Source organism: Streptomyces sp. NPDC033216, assembly GCF_055577115.1.
Genome location: NZ_JBVIQK010000007.1, coordinates 107,161 through 130,034 on the forward strand (window position 1 = coordinate 107,161; position 22,874 = coordinate 130,034).

17 protein-coding genes and 1 riboswitch are annotated in these 22,874 nt (G+C 72.2%); of the genes, 10 read left to right on the forward strand and 7 right to left on the reverse strand.

The window, feature by feature from the left end:
- Window positions 1-221: 221 nt before the first annotated feature.
- The 4 genes from ACZ5Y0_RS15985 to ACZ5Y0_RS16000 all read right to left on the reverse strand — a co-directional run bounded on the left by ACZ5Y0_RS15985 (window position 222) and on the right by ACZ5Y0_RS16000 (window position 5,039).
- Complete coding sequence (locus ACZ5Y0_RS15985) at window positions 222-902, reverse strand: response regulator (RefSeq protein ID WP_469129264.1); 681 nt, start codon at window positions 900-902, stop codon at window positions 222-224.
- Entirely contained in the window at window positions 899-2,569 is a 1,671-nt protein-coding gene (locus tag ACZ5Y0_RS15990; protein WP_469129265.1) for an ATP-binding protein, read from the reverse strand. Before ACZ5Y0_RS15990 ends, ACZ5Y0_RS15985 begins: the two co-directional genes overlap by 4 nt.
- 128 nt (window positions 2,570-2,697) lie before the next feature.
- Window positions 2,698-3,648: a sucrase ferredoxin gene (locus tag ACZ5Y0_RS15995; protein WP_469129266.1), complete on the reverse strand. Its 951-nt coding sequence runs from the start codon at window positions 3,646-3,648 to the stop codon at window positions 2,698-2,700.
- Between the two features lie 134 nt (window positions 3,649-3,782).
- On the reverse strand, window positions 3,783-5,039 hold the full coding sequence (locus ACZ5Y0_RS16000) for a citrate/2-methylcitrate synthase (protein WP_469129267.1): 1,257 nt from the start codon (window positions 5,037-5,039) through the stop codon (window positions 3,783-3,785).
- A 99-nt stretch (window positions 5,040-5,138) separates the two neighbouring features.
- On the opposite strand from ACZ5Y0_RS16000, the gene ACZ5Y0_RS16005 reads away from it, so the two are divergent.
- On the forward strand, window positions 5,139-6,302 hold the full coding sequence (locus ACZ5Y0_RS16005) for a citrate synthase/methylcitrate synthase (RefSeq protein WP_469129268.1): 1,164 nt from the start codon (window positions 5,139-5,141) through the stop codon (window positions 6,300-6,302).
- Window positions 6,303-6,886: 584 nt separating this feature from the next.
- Window positions 6,887-8,014: a CobW family GTP-binding protein gene (locus ACZ5Y0_RS16010; protein ID WP_469129269.1), complete on the forward strand. Its 1,128-nt coding sequence runs from the start codon at window positions 6,887-6,889 to the stop codon at window positions 8,012-8,014.
- On the opposite strand, the gene ACZ5Y0_RS16015 is transcribed toward ACZ5Y0_RS16010, so the two are convergent.
- Complete coding sequence (locus tag ACZ5Y0_RS16015) at window positions 8,011-10,467, reverse strand: DNA gyrase/topoisomerase IV subunit A (RefSeq protein ID WP_469129270.1); 2,457 nt, start codon at window positions 10,465-10,467, stop codon at window positions 8,011-8,013. The two genes, ACZ5Y0_RS16010 and ACZ5Y0_RS16015, sit on opposite strands and share 4 nt — an antisense overlap.
- A gap of 336 nt (window positions 10,468-10,803) precedes the next feature.
- Here ACZ5Y0_RS16015 and ACZ5Y0_RS16020 point away from each other — a divergent pair, with 336 nt between their 5' ends.
- From ACZ5Y0_RS16020 to ACZ5Y0_RS16035, 4 genes are all read left to right on the forward strand, one after another.
- The gene (locus tag ACZ5Y0_RS16020; protein WP_469129271.1) at window positions 10,804-12,156 is read left to right on the forward strand and encodes a M16 family metallopeptidase; all 1,353 of its coding nucleotides are present in this window, start codon (window positions 10,804-10,806) and stop codon (window positions 12,154-12,156) included.
- Window positions 12,153-13,541: a M16 family metallopeptidase gene (locus tag ACZ5Y0_RS16025; protein WP_469129272.1), complete on the forward strand. Its 1,389-nt coding sequence runs from the start codon at window positions 12,153-12,155 to the stop codon at window positions 13,539-13,541. The genes ACZ5Y0_RS16020 and ACZ5Y0_RS16025 overlap by 4 nt, the downstream gene beginning before the upstream one ends.
- A gap of 267 nt (window positions 13,542-13,808) precedes the next feature.
- Window positions 13,809-13,977: riboswitch (cyclic di-AMP (ydaO/yuaA leader) on the forward strand.
- Between the two features lie 13 nt (window positions 13,978-13,990).
- A complete protein-coding gene (locus ACZ5Y0_RS16030; RefSeq protein WP_469129273.1) occupies window positions 13,991-14,746 on the forward strand; it encodes a M23 family metallopeptidase in 756 nt (251 codons plus the stop codon).
- A 187-nt stretch (window positions 14,747-14,933) separates the two neighbouring features.
- A complete protein-coding gene (locus tag ACZ5Y0_RS16035) occupies window positions 14,934-15,626 on the forward strand; it encodes a GntR family transcriptional regulator (protein WP_469129274.1) in 693 nt (230 codons plus the stop codon).
- A gap of 250 nt (window positions 15,627-15,876) precedes the next feature.
- Here ACZ5Y0_RS16035 and ACZ5Y0_RS16040 read toward each other — a convergent pair whose 3' ends face one another.
- Window positions 15,877-16,158 (reverse strand): HPr family phosphocarrier protein, encoded by a 282-nt coding sequence (locus ACZ5Y0_RS16040; protein ID WP_073492738.1) that lies wholly within the window; start codon window positions 16,156-16,158, stop codon window positions 15,877-15,879.
- 178 nt (window positions 16,159-16,336) lie between these two features.
- Here ACZ5Y0_RS16040 and ACZ5Y0_RS16045 point away from each other — a divergent pair, with 178 nt between their 5' ends.
- From ACZ5Y0_RS16045 to ACZ5Y0_RS16060, 4 genes are read left to right on the forward strand one after another with little or no spacing between them, the layout of a single operon-like run.
- Window positions 16,337-19,336, forward strand: a complete 3,000-nt coding sequence (locus ACZ5Y0_RS16045) for a bifunctional acetate--CoA ligase family protein/GNAT family N-acetyltransferase (RefSeq protein ID WP_469129275.1) — start codon at window positions 16,337-16,339, stop codon at window positions 19,334-19,336.
- A 43-nt stretch (window positions 19,337-19,379) separates the two neighbouring features.
- The gene (locus tag ACZ5Y0_RS16050; RefSeq protein WP_469129276.1) at window positions 19,380-19,976 is read left to right on the forward strand and encodes a DUF5998 family protein; all 597 of its coding nucleotides are present in this window, start codon (window positions 19,380-19,382) and stop codon (window positions 19,974-19,976) included.
- A complete protein-coding gene (locus ACZ5Y0_RS16055; protein WP_469129277.1) occupies window positions 19,976-21,166 on the forward strand; it encodes an alkaline phosphatase family protein in 1,191 nt (396 codons plus the stop codon). The genes ACZ5Y0_RS16050 and ACZ5Y0_RS16055 overlap by 1 nt, the downstream gene beginning before the upstream one ends.
- A gap of 59 nt (window positions 21,167-21,225) precedes the next feature.
- Complete coding sequence (locus ACZ5Y0_RS16060; protein WP_469129278.1) at window positions 21,226-21,873, forward strand: thymidine kinase; 648 nt, start codon at window positions 21,226-21,228, stop codon at window positions 21,871-21,873.
- Between the two features lie 55 nt (window positions 21,874-21,928).
- Here the strand turns inward: ACZ5Y0_RS16060 and ACZ5Y0_RS16065 are convergent, their stop codons facing one another.
- A complete protein-coding gene (locus tag ACZ5Y0_RS16065; RefSeq protein WP_469129279.1) occupies window positions 21,929-22,732 on the reverse strand; it encodes a VOC family protein in 804 nt (267 codons plus the stop codon).
- Between the last annotated feature and the right edge of the window lie 142 nt (window positions 22,733-22,874).

The window sequence follows — 22,874 nt, forward strand, 5'->3', positions numbered from 1 at the left end:
GGTGTCGCCGTGGTCGAGGGACAGGCTGAGGCGGCCGGCCCGTTCCGGGCGGCGCAGGCAGCGCTGGGCCGTGGAGGCTCAGGCCCGTCTCGGCGGCGACCTCGTGGGCCGACCGAGGAGGGCTCGTCGCGGTGCGGGGCAGATCAGGTCCGTGGCGGGCCGAGTGGCCGGTCGGCACGGTCTCGTCGCCGTCGTCCTGCGCCGTCCTTCGGGCTGTGCCGTCAGGTGCGGGTCGCCCACACGTAACGGTGTTCCGGGCGGCCCGCGTCGCCGTACTTCAAGGTGAGCCGTGCCCTGCCCGTGCGCTCCAGGAGCTTCAGATAGCGCTGGGCGGTCTGGCGGCTCACTCCGGTGCGCTCGGCGATCTCGTGGGCGGACAGGGGCCCTTCGGCGTTCATCAGGGACTGCCGCACGAGTTCCGTGGTGGTGGGAGAGTGCCCTTTGGGCAGCCCCGGTTCCGAGGGCGCGGACAGGGCGCCGAAGATGCGGTCGACGTCGGCCTGTTCGGCCTCGCCGCCGCTGTCGAGCGTGCGGCGCAGCTCCGCGTACGCCTCCAGCTTGCCGCGCAGGCCCGCGAAGTTGAACGGCTTGACCAGGTACTGCAGAGCGCCCTGTCGCATCGCTGCCTGCACCGTGGTGACGTCCCGCGCGGCCGTCACCATGATGACGTCGGTCTGATGGCCGCGCCTGCGCATCTCCTGCACGACCTCCAGTCCCGTGCCGTCGGGGAGGTAGTGGTCGAGCAGGATCAGGTCGAGCCGGGGCAGCAGTTCCACCTGGCGCAGTGCTTCGGCCGCGCTGTGCGCCTCGCCGGCGACGTGGAAGCCCGGCACCTTCTCGACGTAGGCCGTGTTGACCCGTGCCACCCTGGTGTCGTCGTCCACGACCAGCACCTCGATCATCGCGCCTCCTCCTCGACTGTGCTCTGCTCGGGTGCGGTCAGGGCGGGTTCCAGATCGGCCTCGGTCAGGGCCTCGGGCAGTACGACGGTGAACTCGGCGCCCCCGCCGTGCGCGTCGCTCACGGAAGCGCGGCCGCCCTGCCGCTCGGCGAGCCTGCGCACCAGGGAGAGACCGATGCCGCGCTTGCCGTGGGCCGGCGGCTTCTTCGTGGACCAGCCCTCGGTGAAGATCAACTCGTGCTGTTCGGCCGGGACTCCCGGTCCGGTGTCCCGCACCCGCAGGACGGCGGTGCGGCCCTCGTGGCGCAACTCCACCTCGACGCGCGCGTGGGGAGTGCCCGCCACGGCGTCCAAAGCGTTGTCCACCAGATTGCCGACGACCGTCACCAGTCCGCGCGGGTCGACCAGCCGGTCGGGCAGCCGCGTGCCGTCCGAGATCCACAGAGCGACGCCGCGTTCGGCCGCGACGGTCGCCTTGCCGACCAGCAGGGCGGCCAGCAGTGGATCCCCGATCTTCTCGGTCACCTGCTCCGCGGTGGCCCGGTGGTCGCCGACCACCTCACCGACGAAGTCCACGGCCTCGTCGTACATCTCCAGTTCGAGCAGCCCCAGGAGCGTGTGCATGCGGTTGGCGTGCTCGTGGTCCTGGGCACGCAGGGCGTCGATCAGACCGTGGGTGGAGTCGAGTTCCCGCCCCAGTTGCTCCAGCTCCGTGCGGTCGCGCAGGGTGGCCACGGCGCCGCCGTCGTCGGTGGGCATCCGGTTGACGACCAGGACGCGGTGCCCGCGGACGGCGATCAGGTCGGTGCCGGTCACGCGGCCGGCCAGCACGTCCGACGTACGGCCCTCACCGAGCGCCTCGTCCGGCGACCGGCCCACCGCCTCGTCCCCGATGCCCAGGAGGCGCTGTGCCTCGTCGTTGAGCAGGCGGACGCGGCCGGCCCGGTCCAGGGCGACGACGCCCTCCCGGATGCCGTGCAGCATCGCCTCACGCTCCGAGAGCAGCGCCGAGATGTCGGAGAACGCCAGGTCCCGAGTCTGGCGCTGGACCCGGCGGGAGATCAGCCAGGCGGCCAGCGCACCCACGGCGAGCGCTCCCCCCGCGTAGGCGAACAGCCCCGGGATGGCGTGGATCAGCCGGGCGCGCACACTGTCGTACTCGATGCCGACCGAGACCGCCCCGACGATCGTGCCGTCGCTGTCGCGCAGGGGCACCTTGCCGCGGGCCGAGCGACCCAGGGTGCCGTCGTCTATCTCCATGACCTCCCGGCCGGCCAGGGCCTCGCTGGGGTCCGTGGAGACGTGGCCGCCGACCTCCTGGGGCTCGGTGTGGGACCAGCGCACGCCGCGCAGGTCCATCACCACCACATACTCGGCCCCGCTCGCCCTGCGGATCCGCTCCGCCTCCCGCTGTACGGGACCGTCCACCGACGGCCGCGTGTGCTGGAGGTCCTCCGCGATCTGCGGTACGGCCGCGGTGGTCTGCGCGATGGCGAGCGCGCGTCGCATGGCCTGGTCGTCCAGCTGATCGCCGAGCGGGGCCAGGAACAGTCCGGTCGCGAGCACGACGACTCCCGCGGCGATCGCCAGCTGCATGAGCAGGACCTGCGAGAACACGCGCCGGGGCATCCCGAGACGCAGGCGACGGACGGGGGGAGTGGGGCTCATACCCACGACGGTACGTGGACGGGCCCGCGGAGCCGTAGGGGTGTGTGGTGTGGATCTCTTGATCGACTCAAGAGGAAACGGTGCGGCGTCGGCCTGGCGACGGGGGCCGACCGGGGCGGACCGGCCGATCAGCCGACCAGGACCCCCGAGCCCGCCGAGCTGAGTTCGCTCACCGCCACCACGTCCATCCGCGCGGGTGACCCGAGGACCGCTGCCCCACAGCTCTCCGGGCGGGGCGGCACGGAGGCGCCCTGGGCCACGACGACCCGCCACTGCCGACCGTCGACGTGGGTGACGGTCACCTCCCAGCGCGGCGCCTCCCCCTGCGTGCGGACGACGGTGAGCGCCTCGGCCGCGTGGTCGCCGATCGCCCTCCGCACGGCCAGCTCCGCCACCTGACCGGGCCGCTCCCAGGCCGAGCTCCCGCGACAACCCTCCACGACGATGCGCCCCTCCTGGACGCCGTGCAGCACCTCCTTGACGGAGTGGGCCTGGGCACGGCCGTAGGCGTAGCCGTACGGAAGGACGAGCACGGTCGGCGAGAACCGATGACCGCCCAGGTGGGTGACCTCCCAGACGCCGTCAAGGCCCGACGCGGAGAGTTCGGCGGCCAGGGGGCGGCCGAGGAGGGCGCAGCAGCGGTCCCGCTTGCCGTTGGTGCAGACGAGGGCGAGTGGGTCGCCGGTGTGCGGCTTGCCGTCGAGCGCGGTGTCGAAGGTGCGGTGGTCACCTCGGCCGAGGGCCGCGAAGTCGAGGTCCAGCAGCCGTCCGGGGTCATCGGTGGTGGCGCCGCGGAGCCAGACCCCGCCGGGGACGGTGTGGGCCGCGTACACCTGGCGCTGGGGAGGAGTCCCGAAGTCGGCATGCGGTCCTGGACGCCGGATGAGCGCGACGCGTACGCCGGTGCCCTGCGCGGCGGCCTCCAGGGCGCGGCCCAGCGAGGGGTCCAGGTGGCTCGACGTGAGCGCCTTGGCACCCCAGGGGCCCGGCTGTTCCAGGAGCAGCCAGGTGGTCGCGGTGGCCGCGGTCCCCGGCATGGGCTCGTCGAGGTCCCGCGACACGGTCGTGCACGTACTCACAGAGGTGAGCCTAACCTGACTTGGCGCGCCGTGACCTCCGGTCGGGCACGTGTCCCGCGAAGCGGCACCGGTGCGCGTGCCGCGCGGCTCCGGCGACGGCGGCTCCACGCCTCTTCGGCGAGGGTGTGACGGGCCTACTCCGGGAGCGGCCGGGGCGGCTTGGGGCCGACGTAGAGTCCGCTCGGGCGCATGCGCAGCGGGCGTTCGCCGTACTCCTCCAGGGCGTGGGCGATCCAGCCGGCCGTCCGGGCGACGGCGAACACCGTTTCGCCCGCCGACGCCTCCATCCCGCAGGACGTGGTGAGGACGGCCAGCGCCAGGTCGACGTTGGCGTGCAGGGGGGTGTGCCGGGCGGTGGTCACCACGATGTCGCGGGCGGCGGCCAGCGCGGGCGCCGCCTCGGGGATCTCCTCCAGGAGGGCGAAGAGGGCTCGCGCGCGGGGGTCCTCCTGCGCGTAGAGCCGGTGTCCCAGGCCGGGGATGCGACGTCCGGCCCGCAGCTCCTCCGCGATCACGGGTCCCGCCGAGCCGTGATCGAGCACGTCGAGCACCAGCCGGTGCGCGAGCCCGCTCGCCGCACCGTGCAGCGGCCCCTCGATCACTCCGAGCCCGGCGGTGACGGCCGCGTAGGCGTGTGCGCGGGCGCTCGCCGCGACCCGCACGGCGAGTGTCGACGCGGCCAGGTCGTGGTCGACGAGCAGGGCGAGCGCGGTGTCCAGGACGTGCAGCGGCGCCTGTGCCGCGGGCTGCCGGCTGAGCCGCCCCCACAGCCGCTGGGCCACCGAGTCACCGTCCCGGTGGGTGGGCAGTTTCGGCGGCAGGGCGGCGACGAGGGTCGGGATGAGGCTGCGGGCGGCGCCGAGCACCGCGTCCTCGGACAGGTCGAAGCGGAGTGGGTCCGCCACCGCGGCGGCGATCGCGGCGACGCGCAAGCGGTCGGTGGGCCCGGTGTGTTCGGGCATCGCGCCGACCGCGCGGCGGGCTGCCTCGACGGAGGTACGGGGTGCGGTGAACGTGGCTCCGTGCCGCATCCGGCCGGTCCACAGCCACTCGGCGACCTCCTCGTACGAGTGCCGGGCGGCCAGTTCGGTCGCGTCGACGCCCCGGTAGTAGTACCGGTCCCCGTCGATGAGGGTGAGGCGGGTGCGTACGGACTGTTCGGCGCCCGTGCCCGGACTCCCGTTGCCCTCCCGTCTGTTGCGCCGCGCGAGCGTCTCGATCTCCTGGGCGTCGAAGGTGCTGCCCCGCGCGCCGGGGGCGCGCCGGCTGGTGAGCTGGCCGCGGCTGACGTACGCGTACACGGTCTCGGGCTTCACACCGAGCAGCTCGGCGGCCTCCTTGGTGGTCAACCGTCTTTCCGGGTGGCCGGGGCCGGGTTCCTGATCGCGCATGAGGGTCACCGTATCCACAAAGCAAGCATATTGACTCAATCAATATTGACAGACAGTAAGTCAACCATGGACAGTCGAATCAAGTTTGAGGAGGGAACCATGTCCGTCAACAGGTCCGCAGCCACACGTGTCGAGGTACCGCGGGGTCTCGCCGGTGTCGTCGTAGCCGACACCGAGGTGGGTGACGTGCGAGGGCGCGAGGGCTTCTACCACTACCGGCAGTACTCGGCCGTCGATCTCGCCCACAGCCGCCCGTTCGAGGACGTCTGGCATCTCCTCGTGCACGGCGACCTGCCGGACGCACGCCGTGCCGCCGCCTTCGCCGCCGGGACCGCGGCTCTCCGAAGGCTCCCCGACCAGGTGGCGGCCGCCCTGCCGGCCATCGCGGCGGCGGGCACGGCCGCCGGCCCGCTCGCCGGCCTGCGCACCGCCCTGTCGCTGCTCGGCGCCGCGAAGGGCTTCCGGCCGGTGTACGACACCGACGCCGACGGGCGCAGGGAGGACACCCTCGCCGCGGCCGCCGCCGTACCGACCCTGCTCACCGCGTTGTACCGGCTCGGAAAGGGCCTTGAGCCCGTCGAGCCGCGCGAGGACCTCCCGTACGCGGCGAACTACCTCTACATGCTGACGGGCACGGAGCCGGAGGCGGAGCGCGCGCGTGCCGTCGAGCAATACCTGATCTCGACCATTGACCACGGCTTCAACGCGTCCACCTTCACCGCCCGGGTCGTCACCTCGACGGGCGCGGACGTGGCCGCCTGCCTGGTCGCCGCCGTGGGGGCGCTCTCGGGCCCGCTGCACGGCGGCGCCCCCAGCCGTGCGCTGGACACCCTGGACGCCATCGGCACACCCGACCGTATCGACGCATGGATCCGCGAGCGGGTGCTCGCCGGCGATCGCATCATGGGCTTCGGGCACGCCGTCTACCGGACCGAGGATCCGCGCTCCCGGATGCTCCGCGAGATCGCCCAGCGTTTCGGGGGGCCACGCGTCGACTTCGCCGTCGAGGTCGAGCGGCAGGTCGAGGCGATCCTCGCCGAGCTGAAGCCGGGCCGGGAACTGCACACGAACGTGGAGTTCTACGCGGGCGTCGTCATGGAGCTGTGCGGGTTGCCCCGCGAGATGTTCACTCCGACCTTCGCGGCGGCACGTGTCGTGGGCTGGAGCGCCAACATCCTGGAGCAGGCGGAGGACAAGAAGATCATCCGGCCGGCGGCGCGATACGTGGGGCCTCGGGCGCCGGTCCCCGTGTCGGCGGCATGAGCGAGGCCGCCGGCCCGGTGCTGTGCCGTCGCGCACACCCCGGCCGCGCGCACCCGGACACATCCGGGCGGTCGGCTCCCGAGTCACTGCCTCGGGGCGCTCGGAGGCGCACCGATGCGACGCACCACCTTCAAGAGGCACCGGTCCTTCGACAGATCTGGGCCGACGCAGGGCGAAACGTACCAGGACACGTGAGGTCGGGGCCCCCTCGCTGGGGGTCACGCAGCCGCATCGCGCGAGCCGCCGAGTCGACCTGGCGGGCGGCGCCGTCCGTGCTCACCCGGTCGGCGGACCGCCACCATCCCACCACTCGCCCACGGGGACCGGCGAGCGCTGGGCGGCCCTCGCCGTCTCCCGGACTGCCGAGCGGCTCCGATCGGCGGGGGGAGGCGGAGAGAGGGGCGCACCGAGGGAAGTGAGGGCCGCACACCGCGGCTCCTTGCCCAGCGTCTGCCGGCAGGCGCTGCCGGCGATCGTTCACTTCGCGGTGATTCCTCCGGCTCGTATCCTGGCTGCGCATTCAGTCCTGGACCGTGCGTCGGGCCGCGAGCCGGTGCGCGCGTAGGTGTCAGAGAGGTCGCACGTTGACGCAGAGCCGCACTCCGCAGCAGGGTCAGATCCCGGTCGTCGTACTCGCCGGATTCCTGGGTTCCGGCAAAACGACCCTGCTCAACCACCTCCTCCACCGCAGCGGAGGCAGCCGTATCGGCGCGATCGTGAATGACTTCGGCTCCATCGAGATCGACGCCATGGCCGTGGCGGGCGCGCTCGGCGACTCCACCGTCTCCCTCGGCAACGGCTGCCTGTGCTGCGCCGTCGACGCGAGCGAGCTGGACGTCTACCTGGAACGCCTCGCGCGCCCCGCCGCCGGCATCGACGTCATCGTGATCGAGGCCAGCGGGCTCGCCGAGCCGAGGGAACTCGTCCGGATGGTCCTCGCCAGCGAGCATCCGGGCATCGTGTACGGCGGGCTCGTCGAGGTCGTCGACGCCGCCGAGTTCGACGAGACCCGCGACCGGCACCCGGAGATCGACCGGCACCTCGCCCTCGCCGACCTCGTCGTGGTGAACAAGCTCGACCGGACGCCCGACGCCGACGGCGTCCTCGGCCTCGTCCGCTCCCTCACCGACCGGGCCGCCGTCGTACCCGCCACCTACGGCCGCATCGATCCCGAGTTCCTCTTCGACTGCCGGCCGGACGAGGAGCGCGTCGGACAGCTCTCCTTCGACGACCTGCACCGACAGGACGGCGACAGCCGTACCGGCCATGACGGACAGGACGGCCACTACGGGCACGAGGGGCACGGCGATCACCTCGGCCACCTGCACACGACCTACGACAGCCTGTCCTTCGTCTCCGAAGTCCCGTTGGACCCGCGCCGGTTGATGCCCTTCCTCGACAGCCGGCCCGAGGGGCTGTACCGCATCAAGGGGTACGTCGACTTCGGGCCGTACGACCCCGTCAACCGCTATGCCGTGCACGCCGTCGGGCGTTTCCTGCGCTTCTACCCGGAGCCCTGGGGTCCCGCCGAGGAGCACCGCACCCAGCTCGTCCTCATCGGCTCCGGCATCGACGCCGCCGCCCTCGCCAAGGAACTGGAGGCGTGCGAGAACGACGCCCCGCACGCCGACGAGCGCGGCATGTGGGGCGTCCTCCGTTACGTACGGGATCCCGAGGAGCAGACAGACGAGGAAGCCCTGGTGGAGGCTTAGACCGGGCCGGCCACCACCGACACCGGCTTGCCCAGCGACACGCCCGAGCCGTCCCGTCGCGGGTCGATCTCCGGCAGGTCGACCGGCGTGCCGTTCTTCTGCGCGGCCCGTGCCGGGACTGGACCCGCCCAGGCCAGGGACAGGCAGTCCTCACCCTTCAGGAACCGCTGGCAGCGCACGCCGCCGGTCGCTCGCCCCTTGCGCGGGTACTGGTCGAACGGGGTCAGCTTGGCGGTCGTCTGGACGGAGTCGTCCAGGGTGCCGCGAGAACCCGCGACCGTGAAGACCACCGCGTCAGCCGCCGGGTCCACGGCCGTGAAGGAGATCACCTTCGCGCCCGCGGTGAGCTTGATGCCCGTCATACCGCCCGCCGGGCGGCCCTGCGGGCGGACCTGCGAGGCCTGGTAGCGCAGCAGCTGGGCGTCGTCCGTGACGAAGACCAGGTCCTCGTCACCGGTACGCAGCTCGACCGCGCCGACGATCCGGTCGCCCTCCTTGAGGGCGATGACCCCCAGCTCGTCCTTGTTGGCCGGATAGTCGGGCACCACCCGCTTGACGACGCCCTGCTCGGTGCCGAGCGCGATGCCGGGGGAGGACTCGTCGAGCGTGCTGAGGCAGACCACCGTCTCGTCACCCTCCAGGGAGACGAACTCCACCAGCGGGGCGCCGCCCGAGAGATTCGGTGCCGACGCCGTGTCCGGCAGCTGCGGCAGGTCGACGACGTTGATCCGCAGCAGTCGGCCCGTCGACGTGACCGCGCCGATCTCCCCGCGCGCGGTGGCCGGCACGGCCGACACGATCACGTCGTGCTTGGTCCGGCGGGCGTCCGCGTCCTGCGTGAAGGGCTCGCCGTTCGCCGTACGGGCCACCAGACCCGTCGACGAGAGCAGCACCCGGCACGGGTCGTCGGCGACCTGGAGCGGCACGGTGGAGGCCGGCGTGCCCGCCGACTCCAGCAGGACGGTACGACGCTCGGTACCGAATTTCTTGGCGACCACGGCCAGTTCGGCCGAGACCAGCTTGCGCAGCTCTGCGTCCGACTCCAGGATCCGGGTCAGCTCGGCGATCTCCTCGTTGAGCCTCTCCTTCTCCGCCTCCAGTTCGATCCGGTCGAACCTGGTCAGCCGGCGCAGCGGCGTGTCGAGGATGTACTGGGTCTGGATCTCCGACAGGGAGAAGCGCTCGATCAGGCGCTCCTTGGCCTGCGCGCTGTTGTCGCTGGAGCGGATCAGACGGATGACCTCGTCGATGTCGACGAGAGCAGTGAGCAGGCCCTCGACCAGGTGCAGGCGGTCGCGGCGCTTGGTCCGGCGGAACTCGCTGCGCCGCCGGACGACCTCGAAGCGGTGGTCGAGGTAGACCTCGAGCAGTTCCTTCAGGCCCAGCGTGAGCGGCTGGCCGTCCACCAGCGCCACGTTGTTGATGCCGAAGGACTCCTCCATGGGCGTCAGCTTGTACAGCTGCTCCAGGACCGCCTCGGGCACGAAGCCGTTCTTGATCTCGATGACCAGGCGCAGTCCGTGCTCGCGGTCGGTGAGGTCCTTGACGTCGGCGATGCCCTGGATCCGCTTCGAGCCGACCAGGTCCTTGATCTTGGCGATGACCTTCTCGGGTCCGACGGCGAAGGGCAGTTCGGTGACGACTAGGCCCTTGCGGCGGGCCGTCACGGTCTCCACCGACACCGTGGCGCGGATCTTGAACGTGCCGCGGCCCGTCTCGTAGGCGTCCCTGATCCCGGAGAGGCCGACGATCCGGCCGCCGGTGGGCAGGTCCGGGCCCGGGACGTGCTTCATCAGCGTGTCCAGATCCGCGTTCGGGAACCGGATCAGGTGGCGGGCAGCCGAGACGACCTCGCCCAGGTTGTGCGGCGGCATGTTCGTGGCCATGCCGACCGCGATGCCCGAGGCACCGTTGACCAGCAGGTTCGGGAAGGCGGCGGGCAGCGCCACCGGCTCCCGCTCCTGGCCGTCGTAGTTCGGGGTGAAGTCGACCGTGTCCTCGTCGATGGACTCGGTCATCAGGCTCGTAGCCGCGGCCTGCCGGCACTCGGTGTACCTCATGGCGGCCGGCGGGTCGTCGTTGCCCAGCGAGCCGAAGTTGCCGTGGCCGTCGACCAGGGGCAGGCGCATGGAGAACGGCTGGGCCATGCGCACCAGGGCGTCGTAGATCGACGCGTCGCCGTGCGGGTGCAGCTTGCCCATGACCTCGCCGACCACCCGCGCGCACTTCACGTATCCGCGGTCGGGGCGCAGGCCCATCTCGTTCATCTGGTAGACGATGCGGCGGTGGACGGGCTTGAGGCCGTCACGGGCGTCCGGCAGGGCGCGGGAGTAGATGACCGAGTACGCGTACTCGAGGAAGGAGCCCTGCATCTCGTCGACGACGTCGATGTCGAGGATCCGCTCCTCGTACGAGTCGTCGGGCGGCGGGGTCTTCGTGCTGCGGCGGGCCATCGCTGCCGGCTCCTCCTGTTTCCTGGTCGCTCGCCTGCGGGGCGCTCACGTCGGTGTGGGCACGCGCCCTTCGGCTCACTCTTGCTGAGGCGTGTGACGGGATCTACGCGGACCATTGTGGACCGTGACACTGACAGTGCGTCCCAGGGCCCGGGCGTCGGCGACCGGACCGGCCGGAGAGGCACCTCGTCCACGGCTGCCCGCAGGCTACGCGATCTCGCTCTCGGCGTACGCCGCCCGGGAACTTCGCCGCCGCTCCGCACGCTTGCATACAGTGGCAGGACCGGCAGGAAAAGCGCGGTTTCGACGACCGCGTCCGCGATCGGAAGGACGTACATGCCCATGGGTCACACGGCCACAGCCCAGGCAGGCTCCGGGGGCCTGACAGCGAGCGAGCACCGCCTGGCCAACGGCCTGCGCGTGGTGCTCTCCGAGGACCACCTGACCCCCGTCGCAGCGGTGTGTCTCTGGTACGACGTCGGCTCGCGCCACGAAGTCAAGGGCCGTACCGGCCTTGCTCACCTTTTCGAGCACCTGATGTTCCAGGGCTCCGCCCAGGTCGAGGGCAACGGTCACTTCGAGCTGGTCCAGGGCGCGGGCGGCTCGCTCAACGGCACGACCAGCTTCGAGCGCACCAACTACTTCGAGACCATGCCCACCCACCAGCTGGAGCTGGCCCTCTGGCTGGAGGCGGACCGCATGGGATCGCTGCTGGCCGCCCTGGACGACGAGTCGATGGAGAACCAGCGCGACGTCGTCAAGAACGAACGCCGCCAGCGCTACGACAACGTCCCCTACGGCACGGCGTTCGAGAAGCTGACCGCTCTCGCCTACCCCGAGGGCCACCCGTACCACCACACGCCGATCGGCTCGATGGCCGACCTGGACGCCGCGACGCTGGAGGACGCGCGCGCGTTCTTCCGCACGTACTACGCGCCCAACAACGCTGTCCTGTCGGTGGTCGGCGACATCGACCCGGAGCAGACGCTCGCCTGGATCGAGAAGTACTTCGGCTCCATCCCCGCCCACGACGGCAAGCCCCAGCCCCGTGACGGCTCCCTGCCCGACGTCATCGGCGAGCAGCTGCGCGAGGTCGTCGAGGAGGAGGTCCCGGCCCGTGCCCTGATGGCCGCCTACCGCCTGCCGCAGGACGGCACACGCGCGTGCGACGCGGTCGACCTGGCGCTCACCGTGCTCGGCGGCGGCGAGTCCTCCCGCCTCTACAACCGCCTGGTCCGCCGCGACCGTACGGCGGTGGCGGCCGGCTTCGGCCTGCTGCGCCTGGCCGGCGCGCCCTCCCTGGGCTGGCTGGACGTCAAGACGTCCGGTGACGTCGAGGTGCCCGTCATCGAGGCGGCCATCGACGAGGAGCTGGCCCGGTTCGCCGAGGAAGGCCCCACGGACGAGGAGATGGAACGCGCCCAGGCCCAGTTGGAGCGCGAGTGGCTGGACCGTCTCGGCACGGTCGCCGGCCGCGCCGACGAACTGTGCCGGTACGCCGTCCTGTTCGGTGACCCGCAGCTCGCCCTGACCGCGGTCCAGCGAGTACTGGACGTCACCGCGGAGGAGGTCAAGGAGGTCGCCAAGGCCCGCCTGCGCCCCGACAACCGCGCCGTACTGGTCTACGAGCCCACCGAGCCCACCGAGAACACCGCCGACGAGGACGAGAACGAGGAGGCGGCCCAGTGACCGAGCTCGCCGCGATGGACTTCCACCCCCAGCCCCGCGCGGGCGAAGCCAGGCCCTGGGCGTTCCCGGCACCCGCGCGCGGCATGCTCGACAACGGCCTGACCGTCCTGCACTGTCACCGCCCCGGCCAGCAGGTAGTCGCCGTCGAGGTCATTCTCGACGCGCCCCTGGACGCCGAGCCGGCCGGTCTCGACGGCGTCGCCACGATCATGGCGCGGGCCTTCTCCGAGGGCACCGACAAGCACTCCGCCGAGGAGTTCGCCGCCGAGCTGGAGCGCTGCGGCGCCACCCTCGACGCGCACGCCGACCACCCCGGCGTCCGCCTCAGCCTGGAGGTCCCGGCCTCCCGCCTGGCCAAGGCCCTCGGCCTCGTCGCGGATGCCCTGCGGGCGCCGGCGTTCGCCGACAGCGAGGTCGAGCGCCTCGTCCGCAACCGCCTGGACGAGATCCCGCACGAGCTGGCCAACCCCTCCCGGCGCGCCGCCAAGGAACTCTCCAAGGAACTGTTCCCGGCGACCGCGCGCATGTCGCGGCCGCGCCAGGGCACCGCGGAGACAGTCGAGAAGATCGACTCCGCCGCCGTACGCGCCTTCTACGAGAAGCACGTCCGTCCCGCCACGGCCACCGCCGTCGTCGTCGGCGACCTCACCGGGCTCGACCTCGACGCGCTCCTCGGCGAGACCCTCGGCGCCTGGACGGGCTCCACGGCCCAGCCGAGTCCGGTGCCGCCGGTGACCGCCGACGACACCGGACGGGTCGTCATCGTGGACCGCCCCGGCGCCGTCCAGACGCAACTGCTGATCGGCCGCATCGGCGCCGACCGGCACGCGCGCGTGTGGCCCGCGCAGGTGCTCGGCACGTACTGCCTCGGCGGCACTCTCACCTCCCGGCTGGACCGCGTCCTGCGCGAGGAGAAGGGCTACACCTACGGCGTGCGCGCCTTCGGCCAGGTCCTCAGGTCCGCGCCGGACGGTTCGGGCGCCGCGATGCTCGCCATCAGCGGCTCCGTCGACACCCCCAACACCGGTCCCGCCCTGGAGGACCTGTGGAAGGTGCTGCGCACCCTCGCCGAGGGCGGCCTGACCGACGCCGAACGTGACGTCGCCGTGCAGAACCTCGTCGGTGTGGCACCCCTGAAGTACGAGACGGCCGCCGCCGTCGCGGGCACGCTCGCCGACCAGGTCGAGCAGCATCTGCCGGACGACTACCAGGCGACGCTGTACCAGCAGCTCGCCGCGACCGGCACCGTCGAGGCCACCGCGGCGGTCGTGAGCGCCTTCCCGGTGGACCGCCTGGTGACGGTCCTGGTCGGCGACGCGGCCGCGATCAAGGCGCCGGTCGAGGCCCTCGGCATCGGTGAGGTGAAGGTCGTCCCCGCCGAGTAGCAAGGCGAAGGGGGAACGCGAAGCGGGATCGCCGAGTAGGAACGCGATGTGGCGACGCGGAGCGGCAACCGCGACGCCACGCGCGCGCAGGGAGCCCTGGTTGACGGATGTGTCACCAGGGCTCCCTGATGTCCGATTTGAGAGAGAGGCTGCCTGTCTGCCCTGTGGCATGCGCTACAAAAGCCGCGTTCCGTTTGGGTATTGACGACCCCCGCGTCTACTTTCAATCGGGCTGTTCGTCAGGCAGTGCGCCGCGCCCGCGGCACCGGACAGTCATCGCCGAGTCCCCGCATGGCGCGAGCCAGGGGAGCCGGGGACCCAATGAGGCAGTCCCTGGGGTGAATCGGACGCCCGCGCGTGTGCGCGAGGGGGTCCGTAGGAGACCTTCCTGCTCCGAACCCGTCAGCTAACCCGGTAGGCGAGAGGGAAGGAAAGGACCGCTCAACTTCATGGCGTCCACTTGCGCCACCGGGAAGCACCGTCGTCCCAGCCGGATGAAGCGCACCACCGCCCGCGTGGCGGGCATCGCGGCGCTCACCACCACCGGCGTCATCGGCACCGTCGCCTCCAGCCCCGCCCTGGCCGCTGAGACCCCCGTCGAGCAGACCGGCCTCATCCCGGTCGTCGCCGTGGGCGACACCGTCGCCGAGCGCATCGACGACCAGGCCGCCGCCCAGAAGCAGGCCGCCGTGGTGGAGGCCGAGCGCAGGGAGGCCGCCGCCCGGGCCGCGGCGAAGGTCGAGGCGGAGCGCGAGGCCAGGGTCCGTGCCGCCCGCGCGGCCGAGCGCCAGCGCCTGAACACCTTCGTCTCGCCGATCAGCGGCTCCTACGTCTCCACCGGCTACCGGTCCGGCGGCTCCCTGTGGTCCTCCGGCAGCCACACCGGCATCGACTTCCACGCCTCCACCGGCACCCCCGTGCACGCGGTGGGCCTCGGCACCGTCGTCGAGGCCGGCTGGGGCGGCGCCTACGGCAACCAGGTCGTGATCCGGATGAACGACGGCACGTACACCCAGTACGGCCACCTCTCGTCCATCGGAGTCTCGGTGGGCCAGAAGGTCGCCCCGGGCCAGCAGATCGCCCTGTCCGGCGCCACCGGCAACGTCACCGGCCCGCATCTGCACTTCGAGGCCCGCACCAGCGCCGAGTACGGCTCGGACATCGATCCGGTCGCCTACCTCCGCCAGCACGGCGTGCGCATCTGACGACGTTCGGCGCAGAACGTGATCGCCCCGGCCCTCGTGGCCGGGGCTTTCGTCGTTTCACGGAACGTGCTGTCAAAAAATATCCCTGGATTCCGGCCCCCCATCGGAAATTCCCGCTGATTGCAATAGAGTCACGGAGCACACGTCAATCGTCGACGTTTCACGGTGATTAAGGCGGAGGTCGGTCATGCGTATTCCGGCGCACTCGGTGTGCACGGCCATCCGGGACGACATCGTCGCGGGTGTCTACGAGCGCGGCAGCCGCCTCACCGAAGAACTCCTCGCGCGCCGCTACGGCGTCTCGCGCGTCCCCGTCCGGGAGGCCCTGCGCACGCTGGAGGCGGAGGGCTTCGTCGTCACGCGGCGGCACGCGGGCGCGTGCGTCGCCGAACCCTCCGAGCGGGAGGCCGCCGACCTGCTGGACATGCGCATGCTCCTGGAACCGCTCGGCGCCGCCCGGGCCGCCCGACGACGCACCGAGGGGCATCTCAAGGTGCTGCGCGGCCTCGTCCGGCTGGGCCAGGAACGTGCCAGGCGGGGCAGCGGCGAGGATCTGCGCTCCCTCGGGGGCTGGTTCCACGAGACCCTCGCACAGGCCTCCGGCAGCCACGCCCTGACCTCGACGCTCACCCAACTGCGCCACAAGATTTCCTGGATGTACGTGGTGGACGCGCCGACCAGCCCCGTGGAGTCCTGGGCGGAGCACGGCGCGATCGTGGACGCCGTGGCGCGCGGCGACGGAGAGCGCGCGCGGGCCGTCACGGCGCTGCACGCCGAGCGCGCGACCTCCGCGCACCGGCTGCGCTTCTCGGGCGGTCACCGCCGGGACCGTGTGAGGACTTCGCAACACGTCGTAAACATGTCCGGCCTGCGGCATTAACACAAGGGCCGTATACAAAGAAGGCAATTCGGCGGAGGGGCGTTTCCGCTGCCCTTTTCCGACGTGCCTCCGCATTTGAGGCGGCGCGCCCTTCCCGTGTCGCTCGCGTGCTCTTCGCGGGTCCGCGCATGATTTCCGGCCCGCCTCCGAAAATGTCACCCGGTGCCGGAAACAGCGGCCGGAAACAGCGGAGCCGCGCCACCCGGAAGCGGGCGACGCGGCTCGGTACCTGCTGTGGGCGACAGTCGGCTCAGACGGTCTCGGGCAGCTCCTCGAGACCCTCGGCGACCAACTTGGCCAGCCGGTCGAGAGCGGCGTCCGCGCCCTCGGCCTCGGAGGCGAGGACGATCTCCTCGCCGCCCTGGGCGCCCAGGCCGAGGACGGCCAGCATGGAGGCCGCGTTGACGGGGTTGCCGCCCGCCTTGGCGATCGTCACCGGGACGCCTGCGGCCGTGGCGGCTCGGACGAAGATGGAGGCGGGGCGGGCGTGGAGGCCCTCGGCCCAGCCGACGTTGACGCGGCGCTCAGCCATGTGATGCTGCCCTTCACTGTTTCAGGTTGTCTAGACCAGTGTTCCACACGTGAAGCGTGGGAGGGACGGCCCGTGTGTCCCGTCCCCTACGGCCGTCGGATCGCGGCCTCGATCCGACCTCCGTCCCACCACAGACTGCCTCGCGCCGTTGTCGTACGCGAGCCGTACGCTGGGCCCCATGCAGAGCGCGTCGGACCGCCACGAGTACCCCGCCCACTGGGAGGCCGACGTGGTGCTGCGCGACGGCGGCACCGCACGCATCCGCCCCATCACCGTCGATGACGCCGAGCGCCTGGTCAGCTTCTACGAGCAGGTGTCGGACGAGTCGAAGTACTACCGCTTCTTCGCGCCCTACCCGCGACTGTCCGCGAAGGACGTCCACCGCTTCACGCACCACGACTTTGTGGACCGGGTGGGACTCGCGGCCACGGTCGGCGGCGAGTTCATCGCCACCGTACGCTATGACCGCATCGGCGCCGACGGCATGGCCGCCACCGCGCCCGCCGACGAGGCCGAGGTCGCCTTCCTCGTGCAGGACGCCCACCAGGGACGGGGCGTCGCCTCCGCCCTTCTCGAACACATCGCGGCCGTCGCGCGCGAGCGCGGCATCCGACGGTTCGCCGCCGAGGTGCTCCCCGCCAACAACAAGATGATCAAGGTGTTCACGGACGCCGGCTATACACAGAAGCGCAGCTTCGAGGACGGCGTCGTCCGCCTGGAGTTCGACCTCGAACCCACCGCACGCTCCCTGGCCGTGCAGCGTGCGCGGGAACAGCGCGCCGAGGCCCACTCCGTACGGCGGTTGCTGGCGCCCGGATCGGTCGCCGTCATCGGCGTCGGCCGTACCCCCGGCGGCGTCGGCCGAAGCGTCCTCGGCAACCTCCGGGAAGCAGGCTTCACCGGAGACCTGCACGCCGTGAACAAGGCGTTCCCCGAGGGCCTCGAAAAGCTCGACGGCGTGCCCGCGCACCGCTCGGTGCGCGACATCGACGGGCACGTCGACCTCGCGGTCGTGGCCGTCCCGGCCGAACGCGTGCCCGAAGTCGTCGCCGAGTGCGGCGAACACGGCGTACAAGGACTCGTGGTCCTCGCCGCCGGATACGCCGAGAGCGGCCCCGACGGTCGAGAGCGCCAGCGCGAACTCGTGCGGCACGCGCGCGCGTACGGGATGCGGATCATCGGGCCCAACGCCTTCGGGCTCATCAACACCTCTCCGCGGGTACGGCTGAACGCATCGCTGGCCCCCCAGATGCCGCGGCCCGGCCGGATCGGCCTGTTCGCCCAGTCCGGCGCCATCGGCGTCGCCCTGCTGTCCCGGCTGCACCGGCGCGGCGGCGGCGTCACCGGCGTCACGGGTGTGTCGACGTTCGTCTCCTCCGGCAACCGCGCGGACGTGTCCGGCAACGACGTCCTCCAGTACTGGTACGACGACCCCGACACCGACGTCGCCCTGATGTACCTGGAGTCCATCGGCAACCCGCGCAAGTTCACCCGTCTCGCGCGCCGTACGGCGGCGGCCAAGCCGCTGGTGGTGGTCCAGGGCGCCGGTTCCGCCCCCCAGGGCCACGCCGTACGCGCCACCCGGCTGCCCCACGCCACGGTGTCGGCCCTGCTGCGGCAGGCCGGGGTGATCCGTGTGGACACCATCACCGAACTGGTCGACGCGGGCCTGCTGCTGGCACGCCAGCCGCTGCCACGAGGCCCGCGCGTGAGCATCCTCGGCAACTCCGAGTCACTGGGTTTGCTGACGTACGACGCGTGTCTCTCCGAGGGCCTGCGCCCGCAGCCGCCCCTGGACCTCACCACCGAGGCGTCGGCGGAGGACTTCCACGCCGCCCTGGCCCACGCCCTGGCCGACGAGACGTGCGACGCGGTCGTGGTGACCGCGATCCCCGCGATCGGCGAGGCGTCCCCCGGCGACGCGGAACTGGCGCAGGCGCTGCGCTCGGCCGCGGCCGCCGGCCCCGCCAAGCCGGTGCTCGTGGTGCACGTGGAACTGGGCGGCCTCGCGGAAGCCCTCTCGGCCGCGACGAGCACGGCCCCACGCGCGCGTACGACGGCGCCGGACCCGGGAGCGGCCGACACCGGGACGGGCAACGGGAGCGACACCGGGGTGACGGGAGCCGAGCCGACCGAGGCCGGAACCACCCCGCCCGCGACGAGGGCCGACGCGGCCCCTACCGGGACACCGGCGACCGGTGCGACGGCCACCGGACCGACCGGGCCCGGCCGCGCGGCGACCGCTCCGACGACGGGCGGCACGCCCCCAGCGCCGCCCGCCGATCCCGCCGGGCGGCCGGAGGCCCCCGAGGGTGCCCACCTCATCCCCGCCTATCCCGCCGCGGAGCGTGCGGTCCGCGCCCTCGCCGAGGCCGTGAAGTACGCGCAGTGGCGGCGTGAGGCGGCCGAACCGGGCAGGGTGCCCGAGCACGAGGACATCGACGAGAAGGGTGCCGCCGAGCTGATCGGCAGGCTCCTGGCGTGCGGGCAGGGCCTCACCCTCGGCACCGACGAGACCTGCGACCTGCTCGGCCGGTACGGCATCCCCGTCCGGCGCGCCATCCCCGCGCCCAGCCCGGACGCGGCCGCACAGGCCGCCGGCGCCCTCGGCTACCCGGTCGCCCTCAAGGCCACCGCCCCCCACCTGCGCCACCGCGCCGACCTGGGCGGCGTCCGCCTCGACCTGGCCGACGAGGAGCAACTCCGGCGGGCGTACGCCGAGTTGACCGAGCTGTTCGGCACCCCGCAGGAGCTGCGCCCCGTGGTCCAGGCGATGGCTCCCCGCGGGGTGGACACCGTCGTCCGGGCGGTCATCGACCCCGCGGCCGGAGCCGTACTGTCCTTCGGGCTCGCCGGGGCCGCCTCGCAGCTGCTCGGTGACATGGCGCACCGGCTGATCCCGGTCACCGACCGGGACGCCTCCTCCCTGGTCCGGTCGATCCGGACGGCACCCCTCCTGTTCGGCTGGCGCGGTTCGACGCCCGTCGACACACCCGCCCTGGAGGAGCTGCTGCTCAGGGTGTCCCGCCTGGTCGACGACCACCCCGAGGTCGTCACGGTCACGCTGGAGCCGGTCGTCGTCGCCCCGCACGGCCTGAGCGTTCTCGGCGCCTCCGTCCGCCTGGCGCCCCCGCCCGCCCGCGGCGACCTCGGCCCGCGGACGCTCCCCGCCTACTGAAGGGGCCGTGACCGGTCCCTCGCAGTCAGTGGGTCCCCGTAGGATGGAGGGCATGGCCAAGACCAGTACGACGACCCAGGGGCTGCGTGCGGCGATCGAGCGCAGCGGCTACTACCCGGCCCTCGTGGCCGAGGCGGTGGAGGCCGCCGTGGGCGGCGAGCCCATCCGGTCGTACCTGGTCCACCAGGAGACCACGTTCGACCAGAACGAAGTGCGCCGGCATGTGACCGTGCTGGTCCTCACCGGCAACCGCTTCATCGTCAGCCACACCGACGAGCAGGCCGCCGACAGCACCTCGCCGACGCCGTACGCCACCACCTCCACCGAGTCCGTGAAGCTCGGCCGGATCTCATCGGTCGTCCTCAGTCGCGTGGTCGCCAACCCGGAGTCGTACACGCCGGGCAGCCTGCCGCGCGAGGTCGTGCTGACGATCGGCTGGGGCGCGGTCTCGCGCATCGACCTGGAGCCCGCCGCCTGCGGCGACCCCAACTGCGACGCCGACCACGGCTACACCGGCAGTTCGACTGCGGACGACCTCAGCCTGCGCGTCAGCGAGGCCGGGGACGGCCCGGAAACGGTGCGTCAGACCCTCGCCTTCGCCCAGTCGCTCTCCGAGGCGACCGCGGATCTGACCGCGTAATGGCTCAGCCCGCCGTCTGGGACGACCCGGAACCCCTCGCCGTCTCCTCCGCACCCGTCCCCGAGTACGGCTCCGGCTCGCTCGCCGACCTGCTGCCCACGCTGGCCGCCGGCATGGGCGTCCCGGGCACGACCGCGGCCATCGCGGAACTGGCCCCGGCCGACCGCAACTGCGTCTTCCTGATCGACGGCCTCGGCTGGGAGCAGATCAAGGCCCACCGCGACGAGGCCCCCTACCTGTACAGCCTCCTCGGCAGCTCGCGCGGCGGCACGGGGCGCCCGCTCACGGCCGGGTACCCGGCGACCACCGCGACGTCCCTCGCCTCCGTCGGCACCGGCCTCCCGCCGGGCGCGCACGGCCTGCCCGGCTACACCGTGCGCAATCCGGCCACCGGCGAGCTGATGAACCAGCTGCGCTGGCAGCCGTGGACCTCGCCGCACACCTGGCAGCCGTACCCGACGGTCTTCCAGCTGGCCGCAGCGGCCGGCGTGCACGCCGCGCAGGTGTCCGCACCCCACTTCCAGAACACCCCGCTCACCAAGGTCGCCCTCAGCGGCGGCACGTTCCACGGGCGCCTCACCGGTGAGGAGCGCGTGGACTTCGCGGCCGAGCAGCTCGCGGCCGGAGACCGTTCTCTGGTCTACACGTACTACGCCGAACTCGACGGCGCCGGTCACCGCTACGGTGTCTCCTCCGACACCTGGCGCGGCCAGCTCATGTACGTCGACCGGCTCGTCCAGCGACTCGCCGAGCAGCTCCCGCCGCGCAGCGCGCTCTACGTCACCGCCGACCACGGCATGGTCGACGTGCCCTTCGACGAGGACCACCGCATCGACTTCGACGAGGACTGGGAGCTGCGCGCCGGGGTCGCCCTGCTGGGCGGCGAGGGCCGTGCCCGCCATGTCTACGCCGTGCCGGGCGCCGAGGGTGACGTCCTGACCTGCTGGCGAGAGGTGCTCGGTGAGCAGTTCTGGGTGGCGTCGCGGGACGAGGCGATCGCCGCGGGCTGGTTCGGCCCGCACATCGACGAGCGCGTGTACGCCCGCCTCGGCGACGTGATCGCGGCCGCCCGGGACGACGTCCTGCTCATCGCCTCGGAGCGCGAGCCGAAGGAGTCGGCCATGGTCGGCAACCACGGCTCGATGACCCCGGCCGAGCAGTTCGTCCCGCTGCTCGAAGTACGCTCCTGAAGGCCCGCCGCTCCGCCCCCTCTCCCACTGAAATCCCGCCGAAAGGTGCTCGACTCCTCATGCCCGAGCTGGTGTTCTTCTCCGGAACCATGGACTGCGGGAAGTCCACGCTGGCTCTCCAGATAGAGCACAACCGCTCCGCGCGCGGCCTCCAGGGCATCATCTTCACCCGCGACGACCGCGCGGGCGAGGGCAAGCTGTCCTCCCGCCTCGGCCTGGTCACCGACGCGGTGGAGGTGGAGGACGGCCAGGACCTGTACGGCTACCTGGTCGACCACCTCTCGCAGGGCGGCCGCGCGGACTATGTGATCGCGGACGAGGCGCAGTTCCTCGCGGAGGAGCAGATCGACCAGCTCGCGCGCGTGGTGGACGATCTCGAGATCGACGTCTACGCCTTCGGCATCACGACCGACTTCCGCTCGAAGCTGTTCCCCGGCTCGCAGCGGCTCGTGGAGCTGGCCGACCGTGTGGAGGTCCTCCAGGTCGAGGCCCTGTGCTGGTGCGGCGCCCGCGCCACGCACAACGCCCGCACGGTCGGCGGAGTGATGGTCGTCGAGGGCGCGCAGGTCGTGATCGGCGACGTGGACCAGGCGGACACCGTCGGCTACGAGGTCCTGTGCCGGCGCCACCATCGCCGCCGTATGACGGCCGCGTCGGCCCGCGCGGCGGTGCTCTCCCCGGACGTCCTGCCCGTGCAGCAGGTCTAGCACCTCTCGGCGGACCTCGGCCAGCCCTCGATCAGCCTTCCGCCGGACCTGGACTTCAGGCAGGTTCCTGGATCAGGGCGAAGCGCGCTCCCTCCGGATCGGCGACCGTCGCCACGCGCCCGCGCGCACCGTCGTGGGCCGGTGCGAGGACCTGCCCGCCGAGGTCGGCGACCCGCGCGACCATCTCGTCCGCGTCGCCCACCTCGAAGTACGTCATCCAGTGCGCCCCCCGGTCCCGGGGGAGCGCGTCGCCCAGACCGCGGACTCCGGCGACCGGGCGTTCCGCGACGTGCAGGGTGACGTAGTCGAAGTCGTCGGACGCCACCGCTTCCCGGCGGTAGCCGAACACCGTCTCGTAGAACTTGACGACGCTCGCCGACTCGAAGGTCAGCAGTTCGTTCCAGGCGGGGGTGCCGTGTCCGCCCGTGAGGTCCGTGCCCAGCAGGGCGGCCGCCTGCCAGATACCGAAGACCGCGCCGGTCGGGTCGGACCCGATGGCCAGGCGCCCGGCGTCGGAGGCGTCCAGCGGACCGACCCCGATCGTGCCGCCGCTCAGGCGCACCGTCTCGGCGGTGGTGTCCACGTCGTCGGAGGCGAGGTAGGGCGTCCAGGCCACGGGGAGGTGCCGGTCCGGGGGGAGTTGGCCGATGCCGGCCACCTCGCGGCCCTCGAGCAGGGCACGTACGTACGGCCCGAGCTGGTGCGGTCCGGGTCGGAACTCCCAGCCGAACAGCTCGCCGTAGAACTCCTGCGTGGCCGTCAGTCCGTGCGCCATCAAGCTCACCCAGCAGGGTGTGCCGGGTGCGTACCGGGTGTGTGCTTCGCCGTTCAGGCCGGCCGGCCCACGTGCCTGGGGCATCGTCACTCTCTCCTCGACCACTCGCGGTGGCCGCGTCACTTCCGCACTCCGGCCCCGGGCTGATGCTCGCACCACTCACGGTGGCGAGCGCTCCGGGCGCGCCGCCGTGCCGTGGCGGGTGTGTCGGGAGGGACGGCAGGGG